This window comes from Massilia alkalitolerans DSM 17462, from assembly GCF_000427785.1.
GTDB classification, from domain to species: domain Bacteria; phylum Pseudomonadota; class Gammaproteobacteria; order Burkholderiales; family Burkholderiaceae_D; genus Telluria; species Telluria alkalitolerans.
The window spans coordinates 59,511-83,025 of the sequence record NZ_ATYR01000024.1; the positions used below are offsets into that span (position 1 = coordinate 59,511).

Sequence of the window (23,515 nt, forward strand, 5' to 3'; positions counted from 1 at the left end):
TCGCATATTCAAAAAACTTAACTGAAAAATAAGGGGAAACGACAACATGAAGCACTTTACGTGGTCATTCATCGTGACCGCAGTCTGTATGGCATTGGCAGGCTGGTGGGGTTACGACCATGGTGGCGTCGCCGGCATGATAACGGCGCTGGGCGTGACGGCAATCCTGTCGGTCATGGAAGTCTCACTGTCTTTCGACAACGCGGTGGTGAACGCCTCGGTGCTGAAAGGCTGGGACGAGTTCTGGCTCAAGCTGTTCCTGGGCCTGGGCATGATCATCGCCGTGTTCGGCATGCGCCTGGTATTCCCGCTGGTGATCGTCGCCGTGGCGGCCGACCTGGGCATGATGGAGGTCTGGAACCTGGCCTTGACGAATCCGAAGGAGTTCTCGGGTCACCTGACCGAGCACCATGCGGAAGTGGCGGCCTTCGGCGGCATGTTCCTGCTGCTGGTGTTCCTGAACTTCATGCTGGATGACGAGAAGGAAGTGCACTGGCTCGGCAACATCGAGCGCAAGATCGGCTCGCTCGGCAAGGTGTCCTCGATCTCGGTGCTGGTGGCGCTGGCTGCGCTGATGTACTCGACCAGCTGGATCGCCGAAGGCCAGAAGATGATCGTCCTGATCGCCGGCCTGTGGGGCATCGTGGTGTACATCGGTGTCGACATGATTTCCGGCCTGCTCGAAAAGAGCGAGTCGGATGCGGGCAGCGACGTGGGCGAGATGGTCAAGCGCGGCGGTATCGGCGGCTTCCTGTACCTCGAAGTTCTGGATGCATCGTTCAGCTTCGACGGCGTGATCGGCGCTTTCGCGATCACCAGCGACGTCGTGATCATCATGCTGGGCCTGGCGATCGGCGCGATGTTCGTGCGTTCGATGACGGTCTACCTGGTGCGCCAGGGCACGCTCGACGAGTTCGTCTACCTGGAGCACGGCGCGCACTATGCGATCGGTATCCTGGCCGTGATCATGCTGGTCAGCATGCACATGCACGTGCCTGAGCTGATCACCGGCGGCGTTGGCCTGGCCTTCATCCTGGCCTCGCTGTGGAGCTCGATCCAGCACAAGAAGAAGCACGCGGCACTCGAAGCCTAAAACAAGGGGCAGGCCTGGCCTGCCCTGCAAGAACCGCACGGCGAGTGGCAGAACACCAGCTCGCTGTGCTACTACCCCCGGTGTTCAGAAGTATTTTTTAGGAGAGTCACAATCATGGCAATCAGTCTGCAAAAAGGCGGCAACGTCAACCTGTCGAAAGAAGCTCCTGGCCTGACCCAGCTGAAGGTCGGCCTCGGTTGGGACACCCGCGCCACCGATGGCGCAGCGTTCGACCTCGACGGCGCGGTGTTCCTGCTGAACTCGTCGGGCAAGGTGCGTTCGGATGGCGACTTCATCTTCTACAACAACCTGAAGTCGGCCGACGGCTCGGTGGTCCACTCGGGCGACAACACCACCGGCGCAGGCGAGGGCGACGACGAAACCGTGTCGATCGACCTGAGCAAGGTGCCGGCGGACGTCGACAAGGTCGTGCTGGCCGTGACCATCCACGACGCCGAAGCGCGCCGCCAGAACTTCGGCATGGTCGGCAAGGCCTTCATCCGCTGCATCAACGCCGCCAACAATAGCGAGATCGCGCGCTACGACCTGTCGGAAGACAGCTCCACAGAAGCGGCGATGATCTTCGGCGAGGTGTATCGTAACGGCGCCGACTGGAAGTTCCGCGCGATCGGCCAGGGCTTCGCGGGCGGCCTCGGGCCTCTCGCCAAGAACTACGGCGTCAACGTTTAAATAACAATGCTCGCGGCCCGCGCCAGGTGCGGGCCGCTTACGAAAGGAAGTCCACATGCCAGTATTTACCGTGACCGGGGACGTCGATCCCTTCCTGCATGTCTCGATGCGGCGCGGCGAAACCATCTATTGCGAATCGGATGCGATGGTGATGATGGAGTCGACGCTCGACCTGAAGGGCAAGATGAAGGGCGGCCTGGGCAGCGCGCTGATGCGCACCTTCGCCAACGGCGAGTCCTTCTTCCAGCAGCACATCGAGGCGACCCGCGGCGACGGCGACTGCCTGCTGTCGCCGACCCTGCCGGGCGCGATGCAGACCATCGACTGCGGTCCGAACCAGTACATCATCAGCGACGGCGCGTTTGTCGCCGCCACCTCGGGCGTGGACCTGAAGGTGCGCACCCAGAGTCTCGGCAACGCCCTGTTCGCGCAGAGCGGCGGCTTCTTCGTCACCGAGACGACCGGCAGCGGCCAGGTGGTGGTGTCGGGCTTCGGTTCGATGTCGATGCTGGAGGTGGAACCGGGCAAGGACGCGATCATCGACAACTCGCACGTGGTCTGCTGGGACAGCGGGCTGCGCTACGAGATCTCGATCACGACCGGCCAGAGTGGCGGCTTCCTGGGCAACCTGATCAACAGCCAGACCAGCGGCGAGGGCATGGTATTGCGCTTCTCGGGCAAAGGTCGGGTGTATGTATGTTCGCGCAACCGGATGGCATTCAAGGCCTGGATGCAGACGCCGGCGCGCTGAAGTTAACAACAAGGGAGAACGATATGTCAGTAAACCTGAGCAAGGGCCAGAAGATTTCGCTGGACAAGGAAGCCGGCGGCGCACTGAGCCGCGTGACGATGGGCCTGGGCTGGGACGTGGCCAAGTCGAAGGGTTTCTTCGGCTTCGGCGGCGGCGCCGGCCAGCCGGTCGACCTGGACGCATCGGTCGTGATGTTCGACGAATCGAACCGTCCGATCGACGTAGTCTGGTTCCGCCAGCTCAAGAGCAAGGACGGCAGCATCACCCACACCGGTGACAACCGCACCGGCGCCGGCGACGGCGACGACGAGCAGATCCAGGTCGACCTGTCGCGCGTGCCCGCCAGCGTGAAGGCGCTGGTGTTCACCGTGAACAGCTTCACCGGCCAGAACTTCTCGACCGTGGAAAACGCCTACTGCCGCCTGCTCAATGCCGGCAACAACCAGGAAGTGGCGCGTTTCAACCTGTCGGTGCAGGGCTCGCACACGGCCCAGATCATGGCCAAGCTGTACCGCCACAACGGCGAGTGGAAGATGCATGCGATCGGCGAAAACGGCTCGGGCCGTACCTTCGACGACCTGATGCCGCTGATCACGCCGCACCTGTGATCGTCGCGTTGACGTATTGAAGAGCCGGGGCTTGCCCCGGCTTTTTTGTATTCACGCCAGCGGCAGCCAGACGGTAAAGGTGCTCCCCTTGCCCGGTCCGTCGCTGTGCGCCTGCACCTCGCCGCCGTGCAGCGCCACCATGGTCCGCACCAGCGCCAGGCCGATGCCCAGGCCGCCCTGCGAACGGTCCGGCGTCCTTTCGGCCTGGGTGAACAGGTCGAACACCTGCGGCAGCAGCCCGCTATCGATGCCGATGCCGTTGTCCTCCACGCACAGCCGCACGCGCTCACCGATGCGCTCCGCGCTGAGAAAGATCGTGCCGCCGCTCGGGGTGTACTTGGCGGCGTTGTTGAGCAGGTTGGCGATCACCTGCACCAGGCGCGTGGCGTCGCCATGCACCCGTGCCGTGGCCAGCTCCGGCGCCACCTCGACCGTCAGGGCATGGCCGCGCGCGGCGACCAGCGGCCGTGACTGTTCCACCGCATTGGCAAGCACCGGCCTGATGCCGACCAGGGCCTGGTCGAGCTTGATCAGTCCGCGGGTGACACGGGACACGTCCAGCAGGTCGTCCACCAGTGAGGTCATGTGCCGCACCTGGCGCGCGATCACGTCGCTCGATGCACGGATGCGCTCCGGACTCGTGGAAATCTTCAGCAGTTCTGCCGCAGAGGAGATCGGTGCGAGCGGATTACGCAACTCATGGGCAAGCATGGCCAGGAATTCGTCCTTGCGCCGCTCCTGCTCGCGCAGCGAACCGTACAGGCGGGCGTTCTCGAAGCCGTTGGCCGCGATCGAGGCCAGTTGCACCAGAATGGCTTCGTCCTGTTCGGTGAAGTCTCCATGAACCTTGTCCGACGCCTGGATCAGGCCGATGTTGTGCCCCTGTCGGTTGATGAGCGGCACCGCCAGCCAGCCGCGCATGGCCGGATGGCCGGCGGCATGCCGGCCAAAACCCTTCCAGGCGGGGTGCGCCTCCAGTTCCGCCTGGGTGAGGCGCATCGGCGTATTGGTGCGGCACACCTCGGCGTAGATGCCGCTGCCCTCGGTACGGGCGTCGAAGGCGCGATACGCCGCATATTTTTCCGACAGGGACACCGCATTGATGGCCTGTGTCCAGTTGTCGCCTTCCGTCAGGGAGACGACCGCCTGGTGGACGTCGAGAAGCGCACGGACCTCCTGCACCAGCACCTCGGCGATGTCGGGTACCGACAGGACCGTGTGCAGCGTGCGCGACGCGCTTGCCACCTTGGCCAGCAGGGCCGACTGGCGCTGCTCGCGGTCGAGCCGCCCGGCCAGGGCCTCCTGTGCCATGACGGTGTCGTGGATGTCGCGGTTGGCGCCGACCCATTCACGCACGCCACCCTGTCCATCGAGGATGGGGATGCCCTTGACCGCGGTCCAGCGGTACACGCCGTCGGCGCGGCGCAGGCGGTATTCGGTCTCGTAGACCGAGCGGCTGGCGACGCAGTCGATCCATATCCGGTAGGCGCGCTCGCGGTCATCCGGATGGACTGCGTCGAGCCAGCCGAATTCCTTCCATTCCTCGTAGGTCTGTCCGGTATACGCGCGCCACGAGGGCGAATCGTTCAGCACGCGCCCGTCGGAGGTATTGGTCCAGACGATCTGCGAGCTTGCCATCGCGAGCGTGCGAAAACGCTCCTCGCGCTCGCGCAATGCCGTCTCGGCCTCGACGTGTTCGGTGATGTCCTCATGCATCAGCATGACTTCGACGACGCGTCCCTCGCCATCCTTGATGGGGTGAGCGCGTGCGGTGACCCAGCGCGAGCGTCCGGGCACACCGATCGCAGTCGTATCGTAGTGGATCGCCGGGATGGTGACGGATTCGCCGTCCAGGGCGCGCCGGAGATAGGGCGTGATGCCCGCCTCGACGACCTGAGGATCGCGCAGCACGTTGTACTCCCTGCTCAGCACGTGGCGTTTCACCTCGCTGCCTTCGTAGATGTGCCACAGCGTTTCCCAGGCCTTGTTCACCCGGATGGTGTAACCCTCCGGGTCGAGCAGCTGGATGCTGCCCGGCCCCTGCTCGAACAGTTCGCGGAAGCGGACCTCGGGATAGGTGGGGGAGGCGGCACTCAGGCCCGTTTCTGGGGTGGAGTACATGGTTCGTTGTTCGTGTCAGGTAGGTGCGCAAGCCGCGGTGCTTGCGGATCCGGCTGCGCATGATGTCACAGTTTTGTTTGTGATGGGACATATACGTATTGCATATCTTTACGCCGGAGCGTTGACAGCGAGAATTCCCGAGGGTAGTGTATTACTCAATTAATACACGTATACGGCCTACACACCATGGCAGTCCACACATCCCAGCTGTTTTCGATCACGCCCGGCTCGACCGAGCCGATCTACCGCCAGCTCGTCGAGCAGGTGCGGCGCCTGGTGGCCGGCGGCCAGATGGCGCCCGGCGACGAGCTGCCGTCGGTGCGCGACGTGGCATCCAGCCTCGCCGTCAATCCCATGACCGTCTCGAAGGCCTATGGCCTGCTCGAGACCGAAGGCCTGCTGGCGCGCCGGCGCGGCCTCGGGATGCTGGTGGCCGAGCGCCCGCGCAGCAGCCGCAGCCAGGCCGAGCGCATGGCGCTGCTGCGCCCGACCCTGGAGCGCGCCGCGCGCGAGGCGCGCGAGCTCGAACTCGACCCGGACACCGTCCTGAATCTTTTCACCCACCTCTTGAAGGAAGCATCGTGACCGCACCCATCATCCAATTGCGCGACGTAGCCAAGCACTACGGCAGCAGCATCGTGTTAAGTGGCCTTCACTGGGACATCGGGCAGGGGCAGGTCATCGGCCTGCTGGGCCGCAACGGCGCCGGCAAGTCGACCCTGATGGAGTGCCTGCTCGGCCTGCGCGAGCTTGACGCCGGCAGCGTGCGCCTGTTCGGCGAGGACGTGGCTGCGCTGTCCGAGGCGACCCGCGCCCGCATCGGCTACGTGCCGCAGAAGCACGGCCTGTTCGAGTGGATGACGCCGCTGCAGATGCTGGACTACTTCAAGGCCATGTACCCGCGCTGGAACGCGGTGAAGGTCGAGGCCTTGCTGGAGCGCTGGGGCTTCGGCCCGCTGGAACTGGGCAAGCCGATCGGCCGCCTGTCGGGCGGCCAGCAGCAGCGCCTGTCGATCATCCGCGCGCTGGCGCACGACCCGGAACTGCTGGTGCTGGACGAGCCGGTGTCGGCGCTGGACCCGGCCGGCCGCCGCGCCTTTCTTTCCGAGCTGGTGGACGGCGTGATCGAGCGCGGCACCACGGTGCTGTTCTCGACCCACATCCTGACCGACCTGGAAAGGGTGGCGCTGGACGTCGCCTTCCTCAAGGACGGCCGCATTGCGCTGCAGGGGCCGCTCGACGATCTGCTGGAAGGAGCGCGCAGCACGACCGACGGGCGCCGCGCCGAGCCGCTCAGCCTGGAAGACCTGTTCATCGAGGTGACCCAATGAACGCGGCGATGACTGCGCGCCTGCGCGACTACCGGATGCTGTGGCGCGCCGCGGTGACGCATGCGAACCCGCGCATGTCGGGCGTGATCCGCTGGGGCGCGATCGTCATCGCGATCGTCTTCGCCGCCGCGCAGGCGGTGAACGAGGGGCCGCGCGCAGGCCTGGCCACGCTGTGGAGCGCGGCTTCCGTGCTTCTCCTGCTGAACTGGGCATGGCGCTTCATGCCGGGCGCCATGAAGCTCAATACGCCGGTGAATGCCTGGCTGGTTCCGCAGATGCGCCGGCGCCTGGTCGAGCTGTCCTGCCTGGTGTGCCTGGCCGGTATCGCCGGCTTCGCCAGCGCGCCCCATGCCGATACGGGCGAGCTCGGGTTCTGGTTGTTGTGGCTGGTGATCTTCGTCGCGGGCATCGGACTGGGCGCGGCAGGACACCGGGCGGCCGAACCGATCATCACGGCGCTGTGCTTCACCTGGTTCCTGGTGGAGTGGCTGCCGGAAGACCTGGTCGCGCTCCTGTCCCATCCTGTGGCCATCGTCCTGGCGCTGCCCATCTATGCAGGCGTCATCGTGGCGGCGGTAAGCGCCATGTTCCCGCAAGGAGGCGAGCGCCACTGGGAGATGGTGGCCAAGCGCCTGCGCTGGGTCGCCTCGTCCGGCCAGCCGGATCCGCTGATCGAGCAGGTGGCCAGCAAGCAGACCAGGGGCTGGTATGGCAGGACGCTGCGCCGCGACAGTGCAAGGCGCGACGGCCGGCGCCTGGCGCTGCATGCGCTCGGCCCCACCCGCCACCTGGCCGAAACCGTGGCGGTGCTGGCCGTCCTGGCCGTGGTCGTGATCTGTACCGGCATCCTCGCCACCTGGCGCGCCGATCGCGAGGTCACGGCGGGCATCGGCTGGCTGTTCGCCTGCACGCTGCTGGTCGTTCCTCTCCTGCACAGCGTGCGCCTGGCCCAGCTGCCGGCGGAACTCGCTGCCGAACAGGGGCTGGTGCGGCTGGCGCCCGCCATGCCGGGCGGAGCGGCAGCGTTCAACGTCCAGCTCGGCCGCAGCCTGCTGCTGCAGGCGCTCGCAGGCTGGGCGCTGGCCACCGGCGCCGCACTGCTGCTGGCGGCCCTCGGGCAGGCGGGACCGGAGGCGCTGCTGCGCGTGCTCTGCGTGGCCTGCATCATCCTGCCGGCGGTGGCGGCCCCGCTGCGCAATCACGCCAGCCGGACCGGCAGCGCCGCCAGCGCGGCGGCAACGCTGCTGCTGGTGTCGATGCTCAACGCATTGAGCGGCATCCCGGCGCTGCCGGTAGCCGCCCTGGCCAGCATCGGCCTCACGGTGGTGGTCGTGGTGCGCGGACTGCGCACGATGCGGCGCGCGCCCTGCGCCTTCCCGGCAGGGCGTATCGACTGAAGAAGCCTCAGGTGGAAGCCGGCGCCGCCGCGCCGGCGGCCTGCTTGCGGCCGAGGATCAGGAAGCCGAAGGCGGTGGCGAACACGTACATGCTGACCGAGTAGATCGCCGCCGGCAGCATCAGCTGGAAGTCGCCCAGCACCGACACCGCCACGAAAATCGCCAGCGTGGAGTTGTGGATGCCGATCTCGTAGCCGATCGCGATGGCGTTCGGCTTGTCCAGGCCCAGCATGCGCGGCACGTAGTAGCCCAGGCCCAGGCTCAGGATGTTGAAGAGGATGACGGCCAGGCCGATCGAGGCGAAGGAGCTCGTGATGGCCGTCCATTCCTTGGCGATGGCGATGATGGCGAGCAGGGCCAGCACGGCCATCGAGAAGCGCTTCATCGGCTTGTCCATGCGCGCGGCGAAGCTAGGGGCGCGGCTTTTCACGAACATGCCGATCGCCACCGGGATCAGCACGATGACGATCACCTCGATTACCTTGGCGGTCTGCATCGGCACCACTTGCCCGCTTTTCGCGAAGGTAGCGATGGCGAAGTTGGCGATCAGGGGCAGGCTGACGATCGACAGCACGGTGTTGATCGCGGTGAGCGAGATGTTCATCGCCACGTTGCCGCCGAACAGGTGGCTGAACAGGTTGGCCGAGACGCCGCCCGGGGATGCCGCCAGCAGCATCAGGCCGACCGCGTACACCGGCGCCACGCCCAGCCCGACGATCAGGCCGTAGCAGATTGCCGGCAGCACCATGGCCTGCAGGACCAGGGCCAGCACCACGGCCTTCGGGTGCTTGATGAGGCGGCGGAAGTCGGCGAGGGTGAGGGACAGGCCCAGCCCGAACATGATCAGCGCCAGCGCGCCGATCAGGAGGGTGGGCAACAGGGTGATGAAGTTGCTCATGCGTTGTCTCCGTTATTGTCGTTGTCGTTGTGGCGCTCGCGCAGGCACGGCAGCCGTCTTGACAGTGTAGTACCTTGCTGAGCTGTACAGACAAAAAAATGCGGCGGCACCGGATGGAGACGGCGCGCCGCACGAAGGCGTGACGGGAATCGCACGCATGGAGACGGGGTGGCTACTGGAGCGCGCTTGCCTCCTCCAGCACGGCATGCCAGTCGATGTTGTACAGCACGCCGATCAGCCGCCCGGCATTGCCGACCGGGTCGATGCGCTTCTGTACGAGGTGCAGCTCGCTGGGGATGAAGGCCCCGACGTAGACGGTCATGAACTGGATGTCCGAGCGCGGCCGCGCATCGTCGAGCAGGTCGGGGTTCACCTGCGTGTCGTCGGCCGGACCGACGAGCAGCGGGCGGTCGGTATTCGGGATCACGAACATGTAGCCGTGGCGCAGCACGGTCATGCCCTTGTAGCTGCCGGACGAGCGGCGAGAGCCGATTTCTTCCGGATTGTTCACGGTGATTTCGAGGACCGGGCCCTCTCCAGGGGTGTGGAAGCTGCCGTCCGGGTAGCGCTTCGTCTTCGGGTCGTCCAGGCTGATCGGACGGGCAAGCATCGAGATGTTGGCCACCAGGGGCCGCTTGCCGCCGTCGTAGCCGAAATCGGCGCTCCAGGTCAGGCTCGCGCCGCGGATGCCGACCAGGGCCGGATGCGCCATCACCCGCGCGATGATCCGTTCGAGCCTGCGCTGCAGCAGGGCGTAGTCCGCCCCCTTCTTGCTGGCGCCGAACTTCGAAGGCACGGGCATGATCCAGCCCGGCGCGTCGAGTTCGGGCGTGCTGCCGCGGGTCACGGCGTCCGGTCGGCTCCAGTAGTCGATGATGTAGTCGGCGTGGAAGGGTTCGCCGTTCTCCAGGCGCATGCGCTGCTCCCTGGCGCCGGCGCGTACATGGGCGGGCCTGGCGGCCGGGGCGGCCGGGGTCGCCGCCGCCGCGGCCTTCGCCGTCGCGTGCCTGGCCGCCGCCTGCACGGTGTCGCCCACCACTTGCTTGGCCAGCTTGTCGAGGAAATCGCTGGCCGCTGCCGGCTGCGCCGCGGCGAGGGTGGCGCAGAGCATTGCCAGCAGGGCAGGGGAAAAGCGTCGCTGAGTCATACCGGTCCGTAGTGTGGATTGTCCGGTACGCACTCTAGCGCTGCGCTGCGCTAGAAAACAGCCCCCGTCGTGGGGGCGGTGTCCGGCGCCGCGCCGGCGACGCTGCCGGCAGCGCCGTGCATATTCGGCGCAGGGCCCGGTTCGGCGCGCGCGAACGACAGCATGCCGCGGCCGCCATGCTTGGAGGCGTAGAGGGCGTCGTCGGCGGCCTGCATCACGCCCTCCAGGGCGGCGCCGTTCAGCGGGAAGCCCGCGGCGCCGATGCTGGCGCCGACCGCGTTGTCGGCCATCCCGGGACGCATGGAGGGGTAGAGGCAGTCGATCAGGCGCCGGCCGACGCTGGTGATTTCGTTGCGCGAGAACTCGCCGTCCATCAACACCACGAATTCGTCGCCGCCCACGCGCGCCAGGAATTCGCCGCTGCGCAAGACCGACTGGAAGCGCCGCGCCACTTCCTTCAGCACCTCGTCGCCGGCGGCGTGGCCGTGGGTGTCGTTGACCTCCTTGAAGCGGTCCAGGTCGATGGCCAGCAGGGTGAAGGGCTTGCCGCTGCGCTGGCTCCTGGCCACCAGGCGGCGCGCCCAGCGGTCGAAGTAGCGCCGGTTCGGCAGGCCGGTGAGGACGTCGTGCGAGGCTTCCATGGCCAGGCGCTTGGCCAGCTCGTTGTTGCGGCGCGCAGCCGCCGACAGCGAGCGCCAGGCATGCACCGTCATGGCAACCACGGTCGACAGCATCAGCACCAGGATCATGGCGGCGCGCAGCAGGCGGCGGTTGAAGTCGTCGATGAGCGCGTCGCGGACCATCCGCAGCCGCGCCACCTCGTCCTGGATCAACCGGCGCGCTTCGCGCATCTTGCTGCGGCCGAAGCCCTCGCGCACGATGGCCAGGGCGGCGGCATCGTCGCCGCGCTTCTTGAGCTGCACGGTGCGCTCGATCTCGTCGAGCTTGCTCTCCGTGACCAGGGCCAGCTTGCTCACGTTGGCGAGGAACTGCGCATCGTGGTAGCCGGACTGTTCCGCCTGCGCCAGGTTGTCACGGACGCTGCCGCGTCCGAGCTGGTAGGGTTCGAGGTAGGCCGGGTCGCCGGTGAGCAGGAATCCGCGCTGCCCGGTCTCGGCATTGAGCAGGTTCATCAGGACGTTGCGGACCTGGATGCGCGCCACGTCGTTCTGCCTGAGCTGGCCCATCGCGTCGCGCAGGTCGACGACCTCGCGGACGAAGAGGATGCTCATCGCCGTGATGAGCACGAACGCGAGGACCAGGGTGAGGGTACTCCGGCGGATCGGCAGGGTGGGCACGACGTAGGAGGTGGACATGACAATATGAACAGTGCTAATACTCGTATGTTATCTCAATGTAAGATCATTCCTACATGAAACTGTATTTTTCCCAAGAAAGATTTTGAACATGTAACAAACGCCCAACGCCAGGGGAGCTTGCTAATGTCCGCGGCGCTGCACCAGGGCCGTGCCGACCCCGTGGCGCTTGCTTTCGCTGACCGCGGTGACGGTGCCGTCCGGGTTGAACACCAGGGCATTCGCGGCGCCGATTTCTTCCGGCTCGGCTTCCCAGCGGTGGCCGAGGCGCTCGAGCGCGCGCGCTTGCCCGCTGCCGGCGAAGCCCGGCTCGATCGAGGTGGCCTCGCCGTTGCGCTCCGAGATGCGCGGCGCGTTCACGGCCTGGTCCATCGGCATGCCGAGGTCGATGTAGTTGAAGATGGTCTGCAGCACCGTCGTGATGATGGTCGAGCCGCCCGGGCTGCCGATGGTGAAGGCCGGCTTGCCGTCCTTGAGCGCGATGGTCGGCGCCATGCTGGAACGCGGGCGCTTGCCGGCTTCGGGCACGTTCGGGTGCGGGCCGCTGAAGTCGAAGTCGGTCAGCTCGTTATTCAGCAGGAAGCCGTAGCCCGGCACGACGATGCCGCTGCCGCCCCAGGATTCGATGGTGAAGGTATACGACACCACGTTGCCGTCCTTGTCCGAGACCGTCAGGTGGGTGGTGTGGGCGTTTTCCAGCTGGAGTTTGGCCGATTGCGGGGATACGGCCTCCCGGCGCAATGGCACGCTCAGGTCGCGCTGGTAGCCGTAAGGATCGCCCGCCGCCACGGTGCGTGCCGCCTGCGCCCCGATCAGCTTGCGCCGCTGGGCCGCGTATTCCTTGGACAGGATGCCGGCCACCGGCGCGTCGATGTATTCGGGGTCGGCCAGGTAGGCGTTGCGGTCGGCGAAGGCCAGGCGGCTGGCCTCGATGTACAGGTGCTCGGCCTGGGCGCGCGGCAGCTTCTTGAGGTCGTAGCCTTCCAGGATGTTCAGCGCTTCGGCCACCGTGGCGCCGCCGCTGCTGGGCAGCGGCATGCCGACGATCTCGTAGCCGCGGTAGGTGCTGCGCAGCGGCTGGCGGATACGCGCCTCGTAGTTGGCCAGGTCGGCCATCGTCATGCGGCCGGGCCGTGCGCTCTTGCCGGGAGCCAGGGGCGGCTTGTTGACGGCATCGACGATGGCGCGCGCGAGCGGCCCTTCGTAGAAGGCCTTGACGCCGCCCTCGGCGATCTCGCGGTAGGCCCTGGCCATGCCCGGATTGCGGATCAGGGTGCCCGGCTGCACGGCCTTGCCATTGCGCAGGTAGAGCGCACTGGTCGGCGCGTATAGCTGAAATTTTCTTTCATTTTGCGCCGTCAAATGACTGAATATTTCAGTCACCGTGTAACCCTTGTCGGCGACCTCGATGGCCGGCGCCAGCACCTGGCTGAAGCGCATCGTGCCGTAGCGCTCGAGCGCCTCGTGCCAGCCGCGCACGGTGCCGGGCACGCCGACCGAGGCGCCGCTCGCCACCGCCGTGTCGAAGTCGATTGGCTTGCCGTTCTCGAGGAAAGCCTGGGGCGTGAAGCTGGCCGGGGCCGTCTCGCGGTGGTCGATGCTGATGACGCGCTTGTCCTTGGCCAGATAGATCAGCATGAAGCCGCCGCCGCCGATGCCGCAGCTGAACGGATCGGTGACGCCCAGCGTGGCCGCGGCCGCGACCGCCGCGTCGACGGCATTGCCGCCCTTGTTCAGGATCGCCATGGCCGACTGCGAGGCCTGCTCGCTGATGGTGGCGACCGCGCCGCCGGTGCCGGTGGCCACCGGCGTCTTCGCCGTGGCCGCGGCTGGGTGCAGGACGATGGACAAAGTCAGCCCGCAAGCGAGCAGGGTCGCCTTCATGGGATCTTCCTTCGAGCGCCTAGTAGGCGTACATGTTGAAGGTCACCGGATACGAGCTTGGTGCGGCGCCCGCGATGCCGCGCGGCGGCTGCGGGGTCAGGTGGTCGAGCTGGATGAGCGAGCCGCGCAGCGCCGGCGACATGTAGCCCGGCCGCCCCGGCACCAGGTAGAAGCCCTGCGCCACGTTACCGATGCGCATCGTGAAGCGGTAGGCCAGCTGGCCTGGCCAGATGCAGCGCGCATTGTCCGGGCAGCGGCTGTCTTCCGCGCCTTCGTAGGTGATGGTCAGGCCTTCGCCCAGCGGCAGCACCTGGCGCTCGGTCAGGGTGTAGCGCGCTTCGGGCAGGCGTTCGGGGGCGGCACAGCCGGCCAGCACAGCGGCGGCGCAGCCGAAGGAGAGAACACGGAGCAGGGGATGCATGCGATGTCCACCGGGTTGTTTTTTTGGAATCCTCATCATAGCAAACCTGCCCGCCGCGGTCGCGCACGTGCAGTCATGGAAGGGTCACATTGCGGTCACATTGTTGTCACATCGGCGCACTAGACTTTGCCACGTGGTCCAAAACACACCTCCATCAACCAGGAATAGGAATAAGAAGCCAATGTTCAAGAAGATCCTCGCCGCAGCCGCCACGACTGCCGCCGTGTTCGCGATGTCGACCTCCCACGCCGCAGACATGACCGGCGCCGGCGCGACCTTCCCGTACCCGATCTACGCCAAGTGGGCCGAGTCGTACAAGGCTGCCACCGGCAATGGCTTGAACTACCAGTCGGTCGGTTCGGGCGCGGGCATCAAGCAGATCAAGGCCAAGACCGTGGACTTCGGCGCGTCGGACATGCCGCTGAAAGCCGAAGACCTGGACGAAGCCGGCCTGATGCAGTTCCCGGCCATCATGGGCGGCGTGGTCGCCGTGGTCAACGTCGAAGGCGTACAGCCGGGCCAGCTCAAGCTGACCGGCCCGGTGCTGGCCGACATCTACATGGGCAAGATCACCAAGTGGAACGCGCAGCCGATCGCCGCGCTGAACCCGGGCGTGAAGCTGCCGGAGGCCGACATCACCGTCGTGCACCGCGCCGACTCCTCGGGCACCTCCTTCCTGTTCACCGACTACCTGGCCAAGACCAGCCCGGACTGGAAGAACAGCATCGGCGCCGGCACCACCGTGAAGTGGGCCGTGGGCGTGGGCGGCAAGGGCAACGAAGGCGTGGCCGCCAACGTGCAGCGCATCAAGGGCGCGATCGGCTACGTCGAGTGGGCCTACGCCAAGAAGAACAAGCTGGCGCACACCCAGCTGAAGAACAAGGACGGCGCCTTCCTGCAGCCGGACGACGAGGCCTTCAAGGCCGCCGCTGCCGGCGCCGAATGGACCAAGGCCCCGGGCTTCGGCGTGGTGCTGACCGACGCGGCCGGCAAGCAGAGCTGGCCGATCACGGGCGTCTCCTACATCCTGATGCACAAGACCCAGGCCAATGCCGCCAAGGGCCTGGAAGTCGTGAAGTTCTTCGACTGGGCCTTCAAGAACGGCGCCCCGGCTGCCGCCGAGCTGGACTACGTGCCGATGCCGGCATCGGTCGTCAAGCTGGTGCAGGCCAACTGGAAGGCCAGCCTGAAGGATGCATCGGGCAAGGCGATCTACTGATCTCCTGACTCCGTCACGATTCCGGCAGCTGGGCTGCCGGATTTTCTTTGGACCCCATGATGACAACGGCTAACACGATCGTCCTGGTCGTCGACGACAAGCCGGCCATCGCCGAGCTGCTCAAGTATTCGCTGCACGAAGACGAGTGGGTCTGGCACAGCGTGCCGAGCCTGGCGCAGGCCTGGGATTTCATCGGGCGCGAACGCCCCGAACTGCTGCTGCAGGAATCGATGCTGCGCCAGGAAGGCGGCCTGCGCCTGCTGGCGCGCCTGCGCGGCGATCGCCGCCTGCGCGAGAAGCCGGTGATCCTGCTCGCTGCCGAATGCACGGACGGCGAACGCACGGCGCCGCCCCCGCTCGCCGAATTCATCCCCCAGCCGCCGCCGGACGAAGCGCCGGACGAGCGCCTGCTGTGCCTGGGGCGCCTGGTGCTCGATCCGCTCAGCTGCAGCGTGCGCGTCGGCAACCACAAGGTCGAGGTGCGGCACGCCGAATACCGGCTGCTGCGCTTCCTGCTGTGCCACCCGGGCCAGGTGTTCTCGCGCGCCCAGCTGCTCGAGCAGCTGTGGGCCTCGCACGACAGGCTCGACCAGCGCACCGTGGACGTCCACGTGCTGCGCCTGCGCAAGGCGCTGGGACGCGCCAAGTCCCTGCTCAAGACCGTGCGTGGGGCCGGTTACATGCTGTCCGCGGCCTAGCTCAGTTTCCGGCGCGCAGCGCCTTGATGCGCGCCACCGCGTTCAGCTGGTTCTTGTCCACCGCGACCGCCTTCTCGTAGGCCGCGATCGCCTGTTCCTTCTCTCCCAGCGCCTCCCAGGCCTCGCCTTCGCTGTCCCACGCGTTACCGTATTTCGGCTCGATATGGGTGGCCAGCTTGAACAGTTCGACCGCGCCGCGCGCATTCTTCCCGCCCAGCAGCTGGTAACCCAGGGTATTGAGGTTGAGGGGACTCAGCGCGAAGTCGGCGGATGCCTCGCGCATGCGCGCATGGATGGCCTGGGCATCGCGGTAACCGGCTGCGGCGAAGGCACGCAGGAAGCCCGCTTCGCTCGGCACCGTGGCGGCTGCCGGCTGGAAGCGCATCGCCATCACCTGCGGCGCGATGCCGTTCCTGGCGGGCGACTGGCGCAGGAAGGCCATCGCCTTGTCGTCCTGCTTCAGGTAGGCATCGAGGAAACGGTGCACGTACAGGGCGACGGCGCGGTAGGCCTGCTCGACGTCGGCGCGCCGGTAGTCGCCGAATTCGTCGTCGCGGGCCAGGCGGAATCCGTACAGGGAACTGAAGTGCCCGTGCTGCATCGGGTGCATGGTGCCGAAATAGACGTCCGAATACTTCATGCTGTTGAGATAGCTCGCGACCGGCCTGTTCTTCTTCTGTTCGAGTTCTTCGAAGGGCAGGGAAGCGGCGCCCAGGGACAGCATCGGCACCGCAGTGCGCGCCGGCCGCACGTCGCCGGCGGCGCTCCAGATCTTCTCGTAGAAGCGGATCGAACCGTCCAGGCTCACCAAGGCCTTGATGCGGCTCGAGCGCGCGGGGGCGAACACGTTGGACAGGCCGCCCCAGCTGAAGCCCACCACCGCGACCTTGTCCATGTCGGCCTGCGGCAGGCTGCGCGCACCGTTGACCAGGAAGGCGATGTCCGCCGCCTGCGCTTCCACGCCTTCGACATCGTCGGTCATGACGATCGCGCGTGCGCCCAGGCTGCGGCTGGCGATGACCACGTAGCCCTGGCTGGCCAGGTACTCGCACAAGTCCAGGTTCTCGTCCGCCGGGGCGGCGAAACTCGGCGCGTAGACCAGCACCGGGTACTTGCCGGCGGCGGGGACGGCGTCGCGCACGGCCAGGGTCGCGGCTTCGTACCAGGACTTCTGCGGACCCGCCAGCCAGGCGGCCCGCTGCTTCGCGCTGTCCGCCGCCGGCAATCCGAAGTTCACGTCGGACAGGGCGGCCTGGCGATAGTCCACGACCCGCATCGGCGCGGCGCCGGTGCGCTTGGCCGGATACCAGACCAGGGCCTGGATCGGCCGCGCCGGCGGCGCGGCCACCGGCTTGCCGAACGCGTCGACCTGCTCGTCCATGGCACGGCTGTAGTCGTAGTGCTGCACCACGCGCAGGCCGACCGCGTGGGGGCCGGGCTCGGGCGTGAGGCTGGCTGTGCCGGCGTAAACGGGGACATGGGCGCTGGCGGCCAGGATCAGGATGGCGAACTTTTTCATCGGGTTCAGGAGGCGTTGGAAACGACGCTCATGCTACGGTCAGTTTGCCGCTGAAAATGCGCGGTTTGTCACTTTGCCTATGTCATCGGGATGACATGTTTGCTAAGTAGACTTGCGGCAACTTTGCATCTCGACCCAGCCTGCATGAGCATCCACGCCGCCGTCCGCACCGCTTCCCGCACCAACCGCTATCTCGTTTTCATCTGGCCGCTCCTGGCGCTGCTCCTGTGCGCGGCGCTGTGGATCGCCACCGTCCTGCGCGCCGAGGCCGAGCGCGCGCGCGCCGACACCCAGGCGCGCAAGGACGCCGGCGCCTATGCCGAGGCCTACGAGCAGTACATCACGCGCTCGGTCGGCCAGATGGACCAGGTCACGATGCAGCTGAAGTTCAGCTGGGAGAAAGGACGCGACCCTGGCCTGCTCGACGAACTGCGGCGCGACGGCATGTTCACCGACGCCGCCTTCGGCGTGGTCGCGATCGTCGACCGCGACGGCATGGTGCAGGCCTCGACCCGCCCCGCGCTGCTCGGCAGCGACCTGTCCGCCGCGCCGTATTTCGTCCAGCACCGCAACCACATCTCGACCGCCTTGCGCGTCGGCGCCGCGCCGCCGCGCTTCGTCAAGGAAGGCGAGGGCGGCGAAATGGTACTGTTCACCCGCCGCCTCGACACCCGCGACGACGAATTCGACGGCATCGTCCTGATGGCGGTCGATGCGCGCTACTTCACCTCCTTCGTCAGCCCGGCCACGCTGGGTGCGGGCGGCGTGGCGGCGCTGGCCGGCAGCGAAGGGCGCCTGCGCGCCGAGCAGCACAGCGACGGCAGCGCCTTCCGCGACGGCGGCGCCAGGCTGCTGCCGGCGCGCGCGGACCTGTGGGCGGGCGACCACGGCGTGCGCCTGGTGCAGGGGCAGGATGGTTTCGCTGACGGCCAGGCGCGCGTGCTCGGCTGGCGCCACTCGAGCGCCTATCCGCTGGTGGCCCTGGTCGGCCTGTCGCATGCCGTCGCCCTGGACGCCGCGCAGGCGGCCTGGGTCGACAGCCGCAACCGCGCCATCGCCATCGGCGCCTGCCTGCTGCTGTTGGGAGGCATCGGTTCGGTGCTGGCGCGCCGCGCGGTGCTGCGCGAGCGCGAGCAGGAAGAAGTGCAGCGCGCCTACCGCACCGCCACCGAAAGCGGCAATGACGGCTTCTACATGGCCGCCGCCGTGCGCGACCGCGAGGGCGACATCCTCGACTTCCGCATCGTCGACTGCAACGAGCGCGGCGCCTTCTTCTACGGGCTGACGCGTGCCACGCTGGTGGGCAGCAGCCTGTCGCAGGTCGACAGCGCCCTGTTCGGGGAAGCGCTGCTCGACACCTACCGCAAGGCGATGGACAGTGGCTTTTACGAGGACGACCGCCGGATGCCGCTCGACAACCGCCTGAACATCAGCTGGGGACGCCGGCGCCTGGTGCGGGTCGGGAACGGGCTGGCGGTGACGCTCCAGGACATCAGCGAGCGCAAGGCCCACGAGACCCAGCTGGAGCGCCTGGCCAACGAGGACGTGCTGACCGGCCTGGCCACGCGCCACGCTTTCCTGGCCGCGATGCCGGCGATCCTGGCGCAGGCGCGCGGCAGCGAGGCCGGCCTGGCCTTGCTGTTCATCGACCTCGACGAATTCAAGCAGGTCAACGATACCCACGGCCACGCCACCGGCGACCTGCTGCTCAAGAGCGCGGCGGGACGCCTGCTGTCGCTGCTGCGCCCGACGGACCGGGTGGCGCGCTTCGGCGGCGACGAGTTCCTGGTGCTGCTGCATCCCTGCGAGGGCGAGCGCCAGGCCGCCTCGGTGGCGGCGCGCATCGTCGAGGCCTTCGGCGTGCCTTTCCTGATCGGCGACGAGCTGCACGCGGTGGGCGCCTCGATCGGCATCAGCATGTTCCCGCGCGACGGCCAGGACGCCGAGACCCTGGTGCGCCACAGCGACATCGCGATGTACGCCGGGAAGAACGAGGGCAAGGGCCAGTACCGCTTCTTCGACCCGGCGCTGTCGAACGGCTTGACCGCGCGCGCCCGGCTGAAGCAGCGCATGCTCGAAGCGATCGAGCACGACCAGTTCCTGCTGCACTACCAGCCGCGCGTGGACGCCCGCAGCGGCGAGCTGCTGAGCATGGAGGCGCTGGTGCGCTGGCGCCATCCGGAACTGGGCCTGGTGGCGCCGGGCGAGTTCATCCCGCTGGCGGAAAGCACCGGCCTGATTCGCAACATCGGCGAGATCGTGATCGACAAGGCCTGCGCCCAGCTGGCCGCCTGGCGCGAGGCGGGAGCCCGGCTCGTGCCGGTCTCGATCAACGTCTCGCCCAAGCAGTTCCTGCGCGGCGGCGTGCAGCGCCACTTGAGCTGCGCGATGGCGCGCCACTGCGTGCCGGCCAGCCTGATCGAAATCGAGATCACCGAGTCGGCCATGATGGGCGACCACGACGACATCCTGGCCGAACTGGCCGCCCTGCGCGCCCTCGGCGTCAAGCTGCACGTGGACGATTTCGGCACCGGCTACTCTTCGCTGTCGCAGCTGCAGCGCCTGAAGATGGACGTGCTGAAGGTGGACCGCGCCTTCACCACGGAACTGGGCAACTCGAAGGAGGGCAGGGTGTTCTTCCAGGCGATCGTGTCGATGGCCCACGCGCTCGGCATGGCGGTGGTGGCCGAAGGCGTCGAGACCGAGGAGCAGCTCGACATCCTGCGCGGCCTGGACTGCAACGAAGTGCAGGGCTATTACATCGCGCGTCCGGTGCCGGCCGGCGAGATGTTGCAGATGATGGGGCGGCGCTTCCTGCTGGCGCAGGACGCAGCAGCGCCCGGTTCGCTTGCGCCGGAGGTTGTTTCCTTCTAGAATGCCCACACCCTGTGGGGAGTAGCCTCCTCCTGCGCAATGCGGGAGGGCCCGTGTCAACATACTCGCTTCGCTCAGTTTCTGATGCCGGAGCGTGGCGCGGGCGACCTAGCGGTTGGCGAGACCATCGGCCCATCCGCGCCATTGTCGGGCGTGCGGGTGCGCCTTTGTGTTTTTGTCCGACCGGAACCCCAGCATGACCTTCACCGCCCTCGTATTCCTCGCCCTCGCCATGTCGACCGACGCCTTTGCCGCGGCAATCGCGAAAGGCGCCGCCCTGCGCAATCCCGGCCTGCCGCAGGCGCTGCGGATCGGCCTGCTGTTCGGCTGCATCGAGACCATCACCCCGCTGATCGGCTGGGCCCTCGGCTCGCTGGCCGCCGACGCCATCCGCCAGTGGGACCACTGGATCGCCTTCTTCCTGCTGCTGGGCCTGGGCGGGCGCATGCTGTGGCTCTCCTTTGGCGACGAGGAAGAGGAAGAAGAGCGCGCCGGCTCGCAGAACTTCCTGGTGCTGGTGCTGACCGCGGTGGCCACCAGCATCGATGCGATGGCGGTCGGGGTCGGGCTGGCTTTCGTGGACGTCTCGATCGTGCATGCGGCGGTGGCGATCGGCATCGCCACCACCGTGATGGTCACCATCGGCGTGCTGCTCGGGCGGCGCCTGGGCGCGGCCGTGGGACGCAACGCGGAGCGCATCGGCGGGGTGGTGCTGGTGCTGGTCGGCACGACCATCCTGATCGAACACCTGTCGCAGTGAGTCAGGTCGCCCAGCGCCTGTCGCCCTTCGCATACCGGATCCGGCGATACGTGCCCGGCACCGGATCGTAGCGCAGGGCCTGGGTAGCCCCGATTTCCGAGGTCAGGTAGCCGTGCACGGTCAGGCGCTTGAGCATGGCGACCATGCCGGCGCCGGCCGGCTCGAGGCTCCAGCGGGTCAGGAAAGCCAGCTTCTGCGCCTCGCTCAGCGCGCCGAAGCCCTTGCCATGTTCCTGGGTGCAGGCTGCCTCCAGCGCATCGAGCCCGCGCACGAAGGCGTGCGCCTCCTCCAGCGGCCAGCAGGTATTCACCGTGGCGAGCATGTACAGGCCGATCGCCGCCGCACGCGCTCCGCCAAGGCCGGGTGTCGCCGGCACGATGGTCTCGCCCAGGTCGTCGAGCAGCAGCACGTCGCGCGCAGCGAGCGCGCTGCGCTGGGCGTCGCGCCGCAGGACAGGCAGGCTGCAGCCGCCGGCAAGGCCGGCGCCGCCCAGCGCCATGGACAGCAGCACGCGGCGGCGCCGGCTGTCCGGCGGCGCGCTCACAGGTTTCCTTTCTTGAGCTGGTCCACGGCGAAATGCGCGGCCCGGGCGGTCAGCGCCATATAAGTGAGCGAAGGATTCGCGGTTCCGCTCGAGGTCATGCAGGCACCATCGGTGACGAAGACATTCGGCGCACCCCATACCTGGTTGTGGTCATTGAGCACCGAGGTGCACGCATCGCGGCCCATGCGGGCCGTGCCCATTTCGTGGTTGCGCAGGCCCATGTTGTCGTGCGCCTCGTGCGTGGTGATGTTGGTGAAGCCCGCACGTTCGAACATCTCGCTGCCCGCGGCCAGCATGTCGCGCGTCATCGCATGCTCGTTGTCGCCAAAAGCGGCGTCGACGTCGAGCAAGGGCATGCCCCAGGCATCGCGCAGGCTCGGGCTCAGGCTGACCTTGTTGCTGTGGCAGGGCAGGCATTCGCCGATGCCGCGCATGCTGATCTGCCATGGACCGGGATCGCGCAAGGCTTCCTTGAGCTCCGCTCCCAGGCCCGGGGGCGTAGCACGCGGCGTGCGCGTGCTGCTGCCCTGGTAGGCGAAGCCGCGCAGGAAAGCGCTGCTGCGGTCGGACCCGAGATTGCGAAAGCGCGGCAGGTAGACGCCGCCGGGACGGCGCCCCTGGTAGTACTGGTCCTGGAACATCGGAATCTCGGCGCCGATCGTGGCATTGCAGTTATGGTCCATCAGGTTGTGTCCCAGCTCACCGCTGTCATTGCCCATGCCCCGGGGGAAGCGGCTGGAGGTGGAGTTCAGCAGGATCAGCGTCGTGTTCAGGGTCGACGCATTGACGAAAACGAGCTTCGCAAAATACTCGGTACTCGCCCTGGTGTTCGCGTCGATGACGCGCACGCCCCTGGCCTTGCCGCTGGCGGGATCGTGGATGATGGATTCCACCACCGAGTGCGGGCGGATGGTCAGCAGGCCGGTCCGGGCCGCCGCCGGCAGGGTCGCGCTATTGCTGCTGAAGTAGCCGCCGAATGGACAACCGCGCACGCACAGGTTGCGGTTCTGGCAGCTGCCGCGGCCGAGGTGCGGCACCGACAGGTTGGCCATGCGCGCGATGATCAGGTGGCGGTCTCCATAATGCCTGGCGAGCTGGCGCTTGAAGTGCTCCTCGACGGGCGTCATCGGCAGGGGCGGCAGGAATTCGCCGTCCGGCACCTGGGACAGACCATCGCGCGTGCCGCTGACGCCCACGAATCGCTCCACATGGCTGTACCAAGGGGCGAGGTCGCGATAGCGGATTGGCCAGTCGACGGCGATGCCTTCCCTGGCGTTGGCCTCGAAATCCTGCTCGCTCCAGCGCTGGGTCCAGCGCCCCCAGGTCAGCGAGCGCCCGCCCATCTGGTAGCCGCGGATCCAGTCGTAAGGGCGGGTTTGCACATACGGGTGTTCCTTGTCCTTGACGAAGAAGTGCTCGGTCGCTTCCTGGAAAGAAGCATGGCGGCTGGCGATCGGATTGTCTTCCCGCATCTTGCGGCTCAGCTGATTCCGGTTGGGCAGCTCCCACGGTGCACTCAGCGCGGTCGGATAGTCCGCGATGTGTTCCACCGTCCGGCCGCGCTCGAGGACCAGGGTGCGCAGGCCCAGTTCGCACAGCTCCTTCGCCGCGAAGCCGCCACTGATGCCCGAGCCGATCACGATGGCATCGTAGGTATGGACATCGGCTGCCTTGATGTTGAGTGCCGGTGCGGCGGGGGAGGCTGGGGTCGTGTTCATCAAACGTTTGTCGTCGGGAAACCTGATGCAGTGTACGGCCTTGCCGCCCTCGGGAAAAGCGGATTCTGCCGCCTTTTCCCAGCCGTGCGGGCAGCGTTCGGCCGCGTGATATACTGGCATCGTCATGCTTTCCCCCATTGTATGAGACGACTCTTCGTCATATTCCTGATCCTGCTGTTCCCGCTGAACGTCCTGGCGCTGTCGATGTCCGTGTCGACCGCGCAGCCCGATGGCACGCACACGCATGCGAGCATGACCAGCAGCGATGCCTTCCAGGGCAACGCCAACGCCGACATCGATCCCGACGAGCCGCCCTCGGTGGCCGACCTGCATGACCTGGTGCACCAGGACACCCGCCTGAACCTGGCGGGCCTGCGCGCCGCCGCGGTCCCGCAGCACGCCGCGCCGCCTTACCGCCTCTCCCTGCCGCCCCCCGACAAGCCACCCCGCCGCGCCTGACGCGGGAGCGTGGCTCCCCTCCTGTCGTCCGTCCGGTTCGCCCTGGACGGCGCCCGCGCGCGCCTGC

21 protein-coding genes and 1 riboswitch are annotated in these 23,515 nt (G+C 67.2%); of the genes, 12 read left to right on the forward strand and 9 right to left on the reverse strand.

From position 1 onward, the window contains the following. Positions 1 to 46: 46 nt before the first annotated feature. The 4 genes from YWC_RS0120170 (at position 47) to YWC_RS0120185 (ending at position 3,142) form a co-directional block, all read left to right on the forward strand. A complete protein-coding gene (locus YWC_RS0120170) occupies positions 47 to 1,093 on the forward strand; it encodes a DUF475 domain-containing protein (protein ID WP_027867018.1) in 1,047 nt (348 codons plus the stop codon). Between the two features lie 114 nt (positions 1,094 to 1,207). Then, on the forward strand, positions 1,208 to 1,783 hold the full coding sequence (locus tag YWC_RS0120175; RefSeq protein ID WP_027867019.1) for a TerD family protein: 576 nt from the start codon (positions 1,208 to 1,210) through the stop codon (positions 1,781 to 1,783). Between the two features lie 55 nt (positions 1,784 to 1,838). Further along, positions 1,839 to 2,534: a TIGR00266 family protein gene (locus YWC_RS0120180; RefSeq protein WP_027867020.1), complete on the forward strand. Its 696-nt coding sequence runs from the start codon at positions 1,839 to 1,841 to the stop codon at positions 2,532 to 2,534. 23 nt (positions 2,535 to 2,557) lie between these two features. Continuing rightward, on the forward strand, positions 2,558 to 3,142 hold the full coding sequence (locus YWC_RS0120185) for a TerD family protein (protein ID WP_027867021.1): 585 nt from the start codon (positions 2,558 to 2,560) through the stop codon (positions 3,140 to 3,142). 51 nt (positions 3,143 to 3,193) lie between these two features. On the opposite strand, the gene YWC_RS31725 is transcribed toward YWC_RS0120185, so the two are convergent. Next, entirely contained in the window at positions 3,194 to 5,263 is a 2,070-nt protein-coding gene (locus YWC_RS31725; RefSeq protein ID WP_051306601.1) for a PAS domain-containing sensor histidine kinase, read from the reverse strand. A 186-nt stretch (positions 5,264 to 5,449) separates the two neighbouring features. Here YWC_RS31725 and YWC_RS0120195 point away from each other — a divergent pair, with 186 nt between their 5' ends. Genes YWC_RS0120195 through YWC_RS0120205 form a run of 3 tightly spaced genes read left to right on the forward strand, consistent with a single transcriptional unit; the run spans position 5,450 to position 7,991 of the window. Then, the gene (locus YWC_RS0120195) at positions 5,450 to 5,848 is read left to right on the forward strand and encodes a GntR family transcriptional regulator (RefSeq protein ID WP_027867022.1); all 399 of its coding nucleotides are present in this window, start codon (positions 5,450 to 5,452) and stop codon (positions 5,846 to 5,848) included. Beyond that, positions 5,845 to 6,594 (forward strand): ABC transporter ATP-binding protein, encoded by a 750-nt coding sequence (locus YWC_RS30125; RefSeq protein WP_036215152.1) that lies wholly within the window; start codon positions 5,845 to 5,847, stop codon positions 6,592 to 6,594. The genes YWC_RS0120195 and YWC_RS30125 overlap by 4 nt, the downstream gene beginning before the upstream one ends. After that, positions 6,591 to 7,991, forward strand: a complete 1,401-nt coding sequence (locus YWC_RS0120205; protein WP_027867023.1) for a hypothetical protein — start codon at positions 6,591 to 6,593, stop codon at positions 7,989 to 7,991. Before YWC_RS30125 ends, YWC_RS0120205 begins: the two co-directional genes overlap by 4 nt. Before the next feature lie 7 nt (positions 7,992 to 7,998). On the opposite strand, the gene YWC_RS0120210 is transcribed toward YWC_RS0120205, so the two are convergent. The 5 genes from YWC_RS0120210 to YWC_RS0120230 form a co-directional block, all read right to left on the reverse strand. Continuing rightward, the gene (locus tag YWC_RS0120210) at positions 7,999 to 8,889 is read right to left on the reverse strand and encodes a bile acid:sodium symporter family protein (protein ID WP_027867024.1); all 891 of its coding nucleotides are present in this window, start codon (positions 8,887 to 8,889) and stop codon (positions 7,999 to 8,001) included. A 172-nt stretch (positions 8,890 to 9,061) separates the two neighbouring features. Continuing rightward, a complete protein-coding gene (locus YWC_RS0120215) occupies positions 9,062 to 10,036 on the reverse strand; it encodes a hypothetical protein (protein ID WP_156923812.1) in 975 nt (324 codons plus the stop codon). Between the two features lie 50 nt (positions 10,037 to 10,086). After that, entirely contained in the window at positions 10,087 to 11,352 is a 1,266-nt protein-coding gene (locus YWC_RS0120220) for a GGDEF domain-containing protein (RefSeq protein ID WP_027867026.1), read from the reverse strand. 123 nt (positions 11,353 to 11,475) lie between these two features. Continuing rightward, positions 11,476 to 13,236, reverse strand: a complete 1,761-nt coding sequence (ggt, locus tag YWC_RS0120225) for a gamma-glutamyltransferase (RefSeq protein ID WP_027867027.1) — start codon at positions 13,234 to 13,236, stop codon at positions 11,476 to 11,478. A 19-nt stretch (positions 13,237 to 13,255) separates the two neighbouring features. Further along, positions 13,256 to 13,657, reverse strand: a complete 402-nt coding sequence (locus YWC_RS0120230) for a hypothetical protein (protein ID WP_229413148.1) — start codon at positions 13,655 to 13,657, stop codon at positions 13,256 to 13,258. Positions 13,658 to 13,838: 181 nt separating this feature from the next. Between YWC_RS0120230 and pstS the strand changes: the two genes are divergently transcribed. Together pstS and YWC_RS0120240 are read left to right on the forward strand one after the other, a co-directional pair. Beyond that, positions 13,839 to 14,876, forward strand: a complete 1,038-nt coding sequence (pstS, locus tag YWC_RS0120235) for a phosphate ABC transporter substrate-binding protein PstS (RefSeq protein WP_027867029.1) — start codon at positions 13,839 to 13,841, stop codon at positions 14,874 to 14,876. Positions 14,877 to 14,935: 59 nt separating this feature from the next. Beyond that, positions 14,936 to 15,574, forward strand: coding sequence for a winged helix-turn-helix transcriptional regulator (locus tag YWC_RS0120240; protein WP_027867030.1), 639 nt, complete (start codon positions 14,936 to 14,938; stop codon positions 15,572 to 15,574). 1 nt (position 15,575) lies between these two features. Here YWC_RS0120240 and YWC_RS30130 read toward each other — a convergent pair whose 3' ends face one another. After that, a complete protein-coding gene (locus YWC_RS30130; protein WP_036215155.1) occupies positions 15,576 to 17,093 on the reverse strand; it encodes a CocE/NonD family hydrolase in 1,518 nt (505 codons plus the stop codon). 144 nt (positions 17,094 to 17,237) lie between these two features. On the opposite strand from YWC_RS30130, the gene YWC_RS30135 reads away from it, so the two are divergent. Together YWC_RS30135 and YWC_RS0120255 are read left to right on the forward strand one after the other, a co-directional pair. After that, entirely contained in the window at positions 17,238 to 19,967 is a 2,730-nt protein-coding gene (locus YWC_RS30135) for a bifunctional diguanylate cyclase/phosphodiesterase (protein WP_051306602.1), read from the forward strand. Positions 19,968 to 19,971: 4 nt separating this feature from the next. Beyond that, positions 19,972 to 20,163, forward strand: a riboswitch (yybP-ykoY riboswitch). Further along, positions 20,164 to 20,727, forward strand: coding sequence for a manganese efflux pump MntP (locus YWC_RS0120255; RefSeq protein ID WP_027867031.1), 564 nt, complete (start codon positions 20,164 to 20,166; stop codon positions 20,725 to 20,727). Between the two features lies 1 nt (position 20,728). Here the strand turns inward: YWC_RS0120255 and YWC_RS30140 are convergent, their stop codons facing one another. Together YWC_RS30140 and YWC_RS0120265 are read right to left on the reverse strand one after the other, a co-directional pair. After that, entirely contained in the window at positions 20,729 to 21,271 is a 543-nt protein-coding gene (locus tag YWC_RS30140) for a gluconate 2-dehydrogenase subunit 3 family protein (RefSeq protein WP_051306603.1), read from the reverse strand. Further along, complete coding sequence (locus tag YWC_RS0120265) at positions 21,268 to 22,989, reverse strand: GMC oxidoreductase (RefSeq protein WP_051306612.1); 1,722 nt, start codon at positions 22,987 to 22,989, stop codon at positions 21,268 to 21,270. The genes YWC_RS30140 and YWC_RS0120265 overlap by 4 nt, the downstream gene beginning before the upstream one ends. A 141-nt stretch (positions 22,990 to 23,130) precedes the next feature. Here YWC_RS0120265 and YWC_RS0120270 point away from each other — a divergent pair, with 141 nt between their 5' ends. Then, on the forward strand, positions 23,131 to 23,448 hold the full coding sequence (locus YWC_RS0120270; RefSeq protein WP_027867033.1) for a hypothetical protein: 318 nt from the start codon (positions 23,131 to 23,133) through the stop codon (positions 23,446 to 23,448). Positions 23,449 to 23,515 lie beyond the last annotated feature (67 nt).

Excerpts from the sequence above, each read along its gene's own strand:
- ggt (WP_027867027.1), bottom strand. The coding sequence starts at position 13,236 with ATGAAGGCGACCCTGCTCGCTTGCGGGCTGACTTTGTCCATCGTCCTG.
- YWC_RS0120230 (WP_229413148.1), bottom strand. The coding sequence starts at position 13,657 with ATGCATCCCCTGCTCCGTGTTCTCTCCTTCGGCTGCGCCGCCGCTGTG.
- YWC_RS0120265 (WP_051306612.1), bottom strand. The coding sequence starts at position 22,989 with ATGAACACGACCCCAGCCTCCCCCGCCGCACCGGCACTCAACATCAAG.
- YWC_RS30135 (WP_051306602.1), top strand. The coding sequence starts at position 17,238 with ATGAGCATCCACGCCGCCGTCCGCACCGCTTCCCGCACCAACCGCTAT.
- YWC_RS0120215 (WP_156923812.1), bottom strand. The coding sequence starts at position 10,036 with ATGACTCAGCGACGCTTTTCCCCTGCCCTGCTGGCAATGCTCTGCGCC.
- YWC_RS0120195 (WP_027867022.1), top strand. The coding sequence starts at position 5,450 with ATGGCAGTCCACACATCCCAGCTGTTTTCGATCACGCCCGGCTCGACC.
- YWC_RS0120270 (WP_027867033.1), top strand. The coding sequence starts at position 23,131 with ATGAGACGACTCTTCGTCATATTCCTGATCCTGCTGTTCCCGCTGAAC.
- YWC_RS0120205 (WP_027867023.1), top strand. The coding sequence starts at position 6,591 with ATGAACGCGGCGATGACTGCGCGCCTGCGCGACTACCGGATGCTGTGG.
- YWC_RS0120185 (WP_027867021.1), top strand. The coding sequence starts at position 2,558 with ATGTCAGTAAACCTGAGCAAGGGCCAGAAGATTTCGCTGGACAAGGAA.
- YWC_RS0120210 (WP_027867024.1), bottom strand. The coding sequence starts at position 8,889 with ATGAGCAACTTCATCACCCTGTTGCCCACCCTCCTGATCGGCGCGCTG.
- YWC_RS31725 (WP_051306601.1), bottom strand. The coding sequence starts at position 5,263 with ATGTACTCCACCCCAGAAACGGGCCTGAGTGCCGCCTCCCCCACCTAT.
- YWC_RS0120220 (WP_027867026.1), bottom strand. The coding sequence starts at position 11,352 with ATGTCCACCTCCTACGTCGTGCCCACCCTGCCGATCCGCCGGAGTACC.
- pstS (WP_027867029.1), top strand. The coding sequence starts at position 13,839 with ATGTTCAAGAAGATCCTCGCCGCAGCCGCCACGACTGCCGCCGTGTTC.
- YWC_RS0120240 (WP_027867030.1), top strand. The coding sequence starts at position 14,936 with ATGACAACGGCTAACACGATCGTCCTGGTCGTCGACGACAAGCCGGCC.
- YWC_RS0120255 (WP_027867031.1), top strand. The coding sequence starts at position 20,164 with ATGACCTTCACCGCCCTCGTATTCCTCGCCCTCGCCATGTCGACCGAC.
- YWC_RS0120170 (WP_027867018.1), top strand. The coding sequence starts at position 47 with ATGAAGCACTTTACGTGGTCATTCATCGTGACCGCAGTCTGTATGGCA.
- YWC_RS30130 (WP_036215155.1), bottom strand. The coding sequence starts at position 17,093 with ATGAAAAAGTTCGCCATCCTGATCCTGGCCGCCAGCGCCCATGTCCCC.
- YWC_RS0120180 (WP_027867020.1), top strand. The coding sequence starts at position 1,839 with ATGCCAGTATTTACCGTGACCGGGGACGTCGATCCCTTCCTGCATGTC.
- YWC_RS0120175 (WP_027867019.1), top strand. The coding sequence starts at position 1,208 with ATGGCAATCAGTCTGCAAAAAGGCGGCAACGTCAACCTGTCGAAAGAA.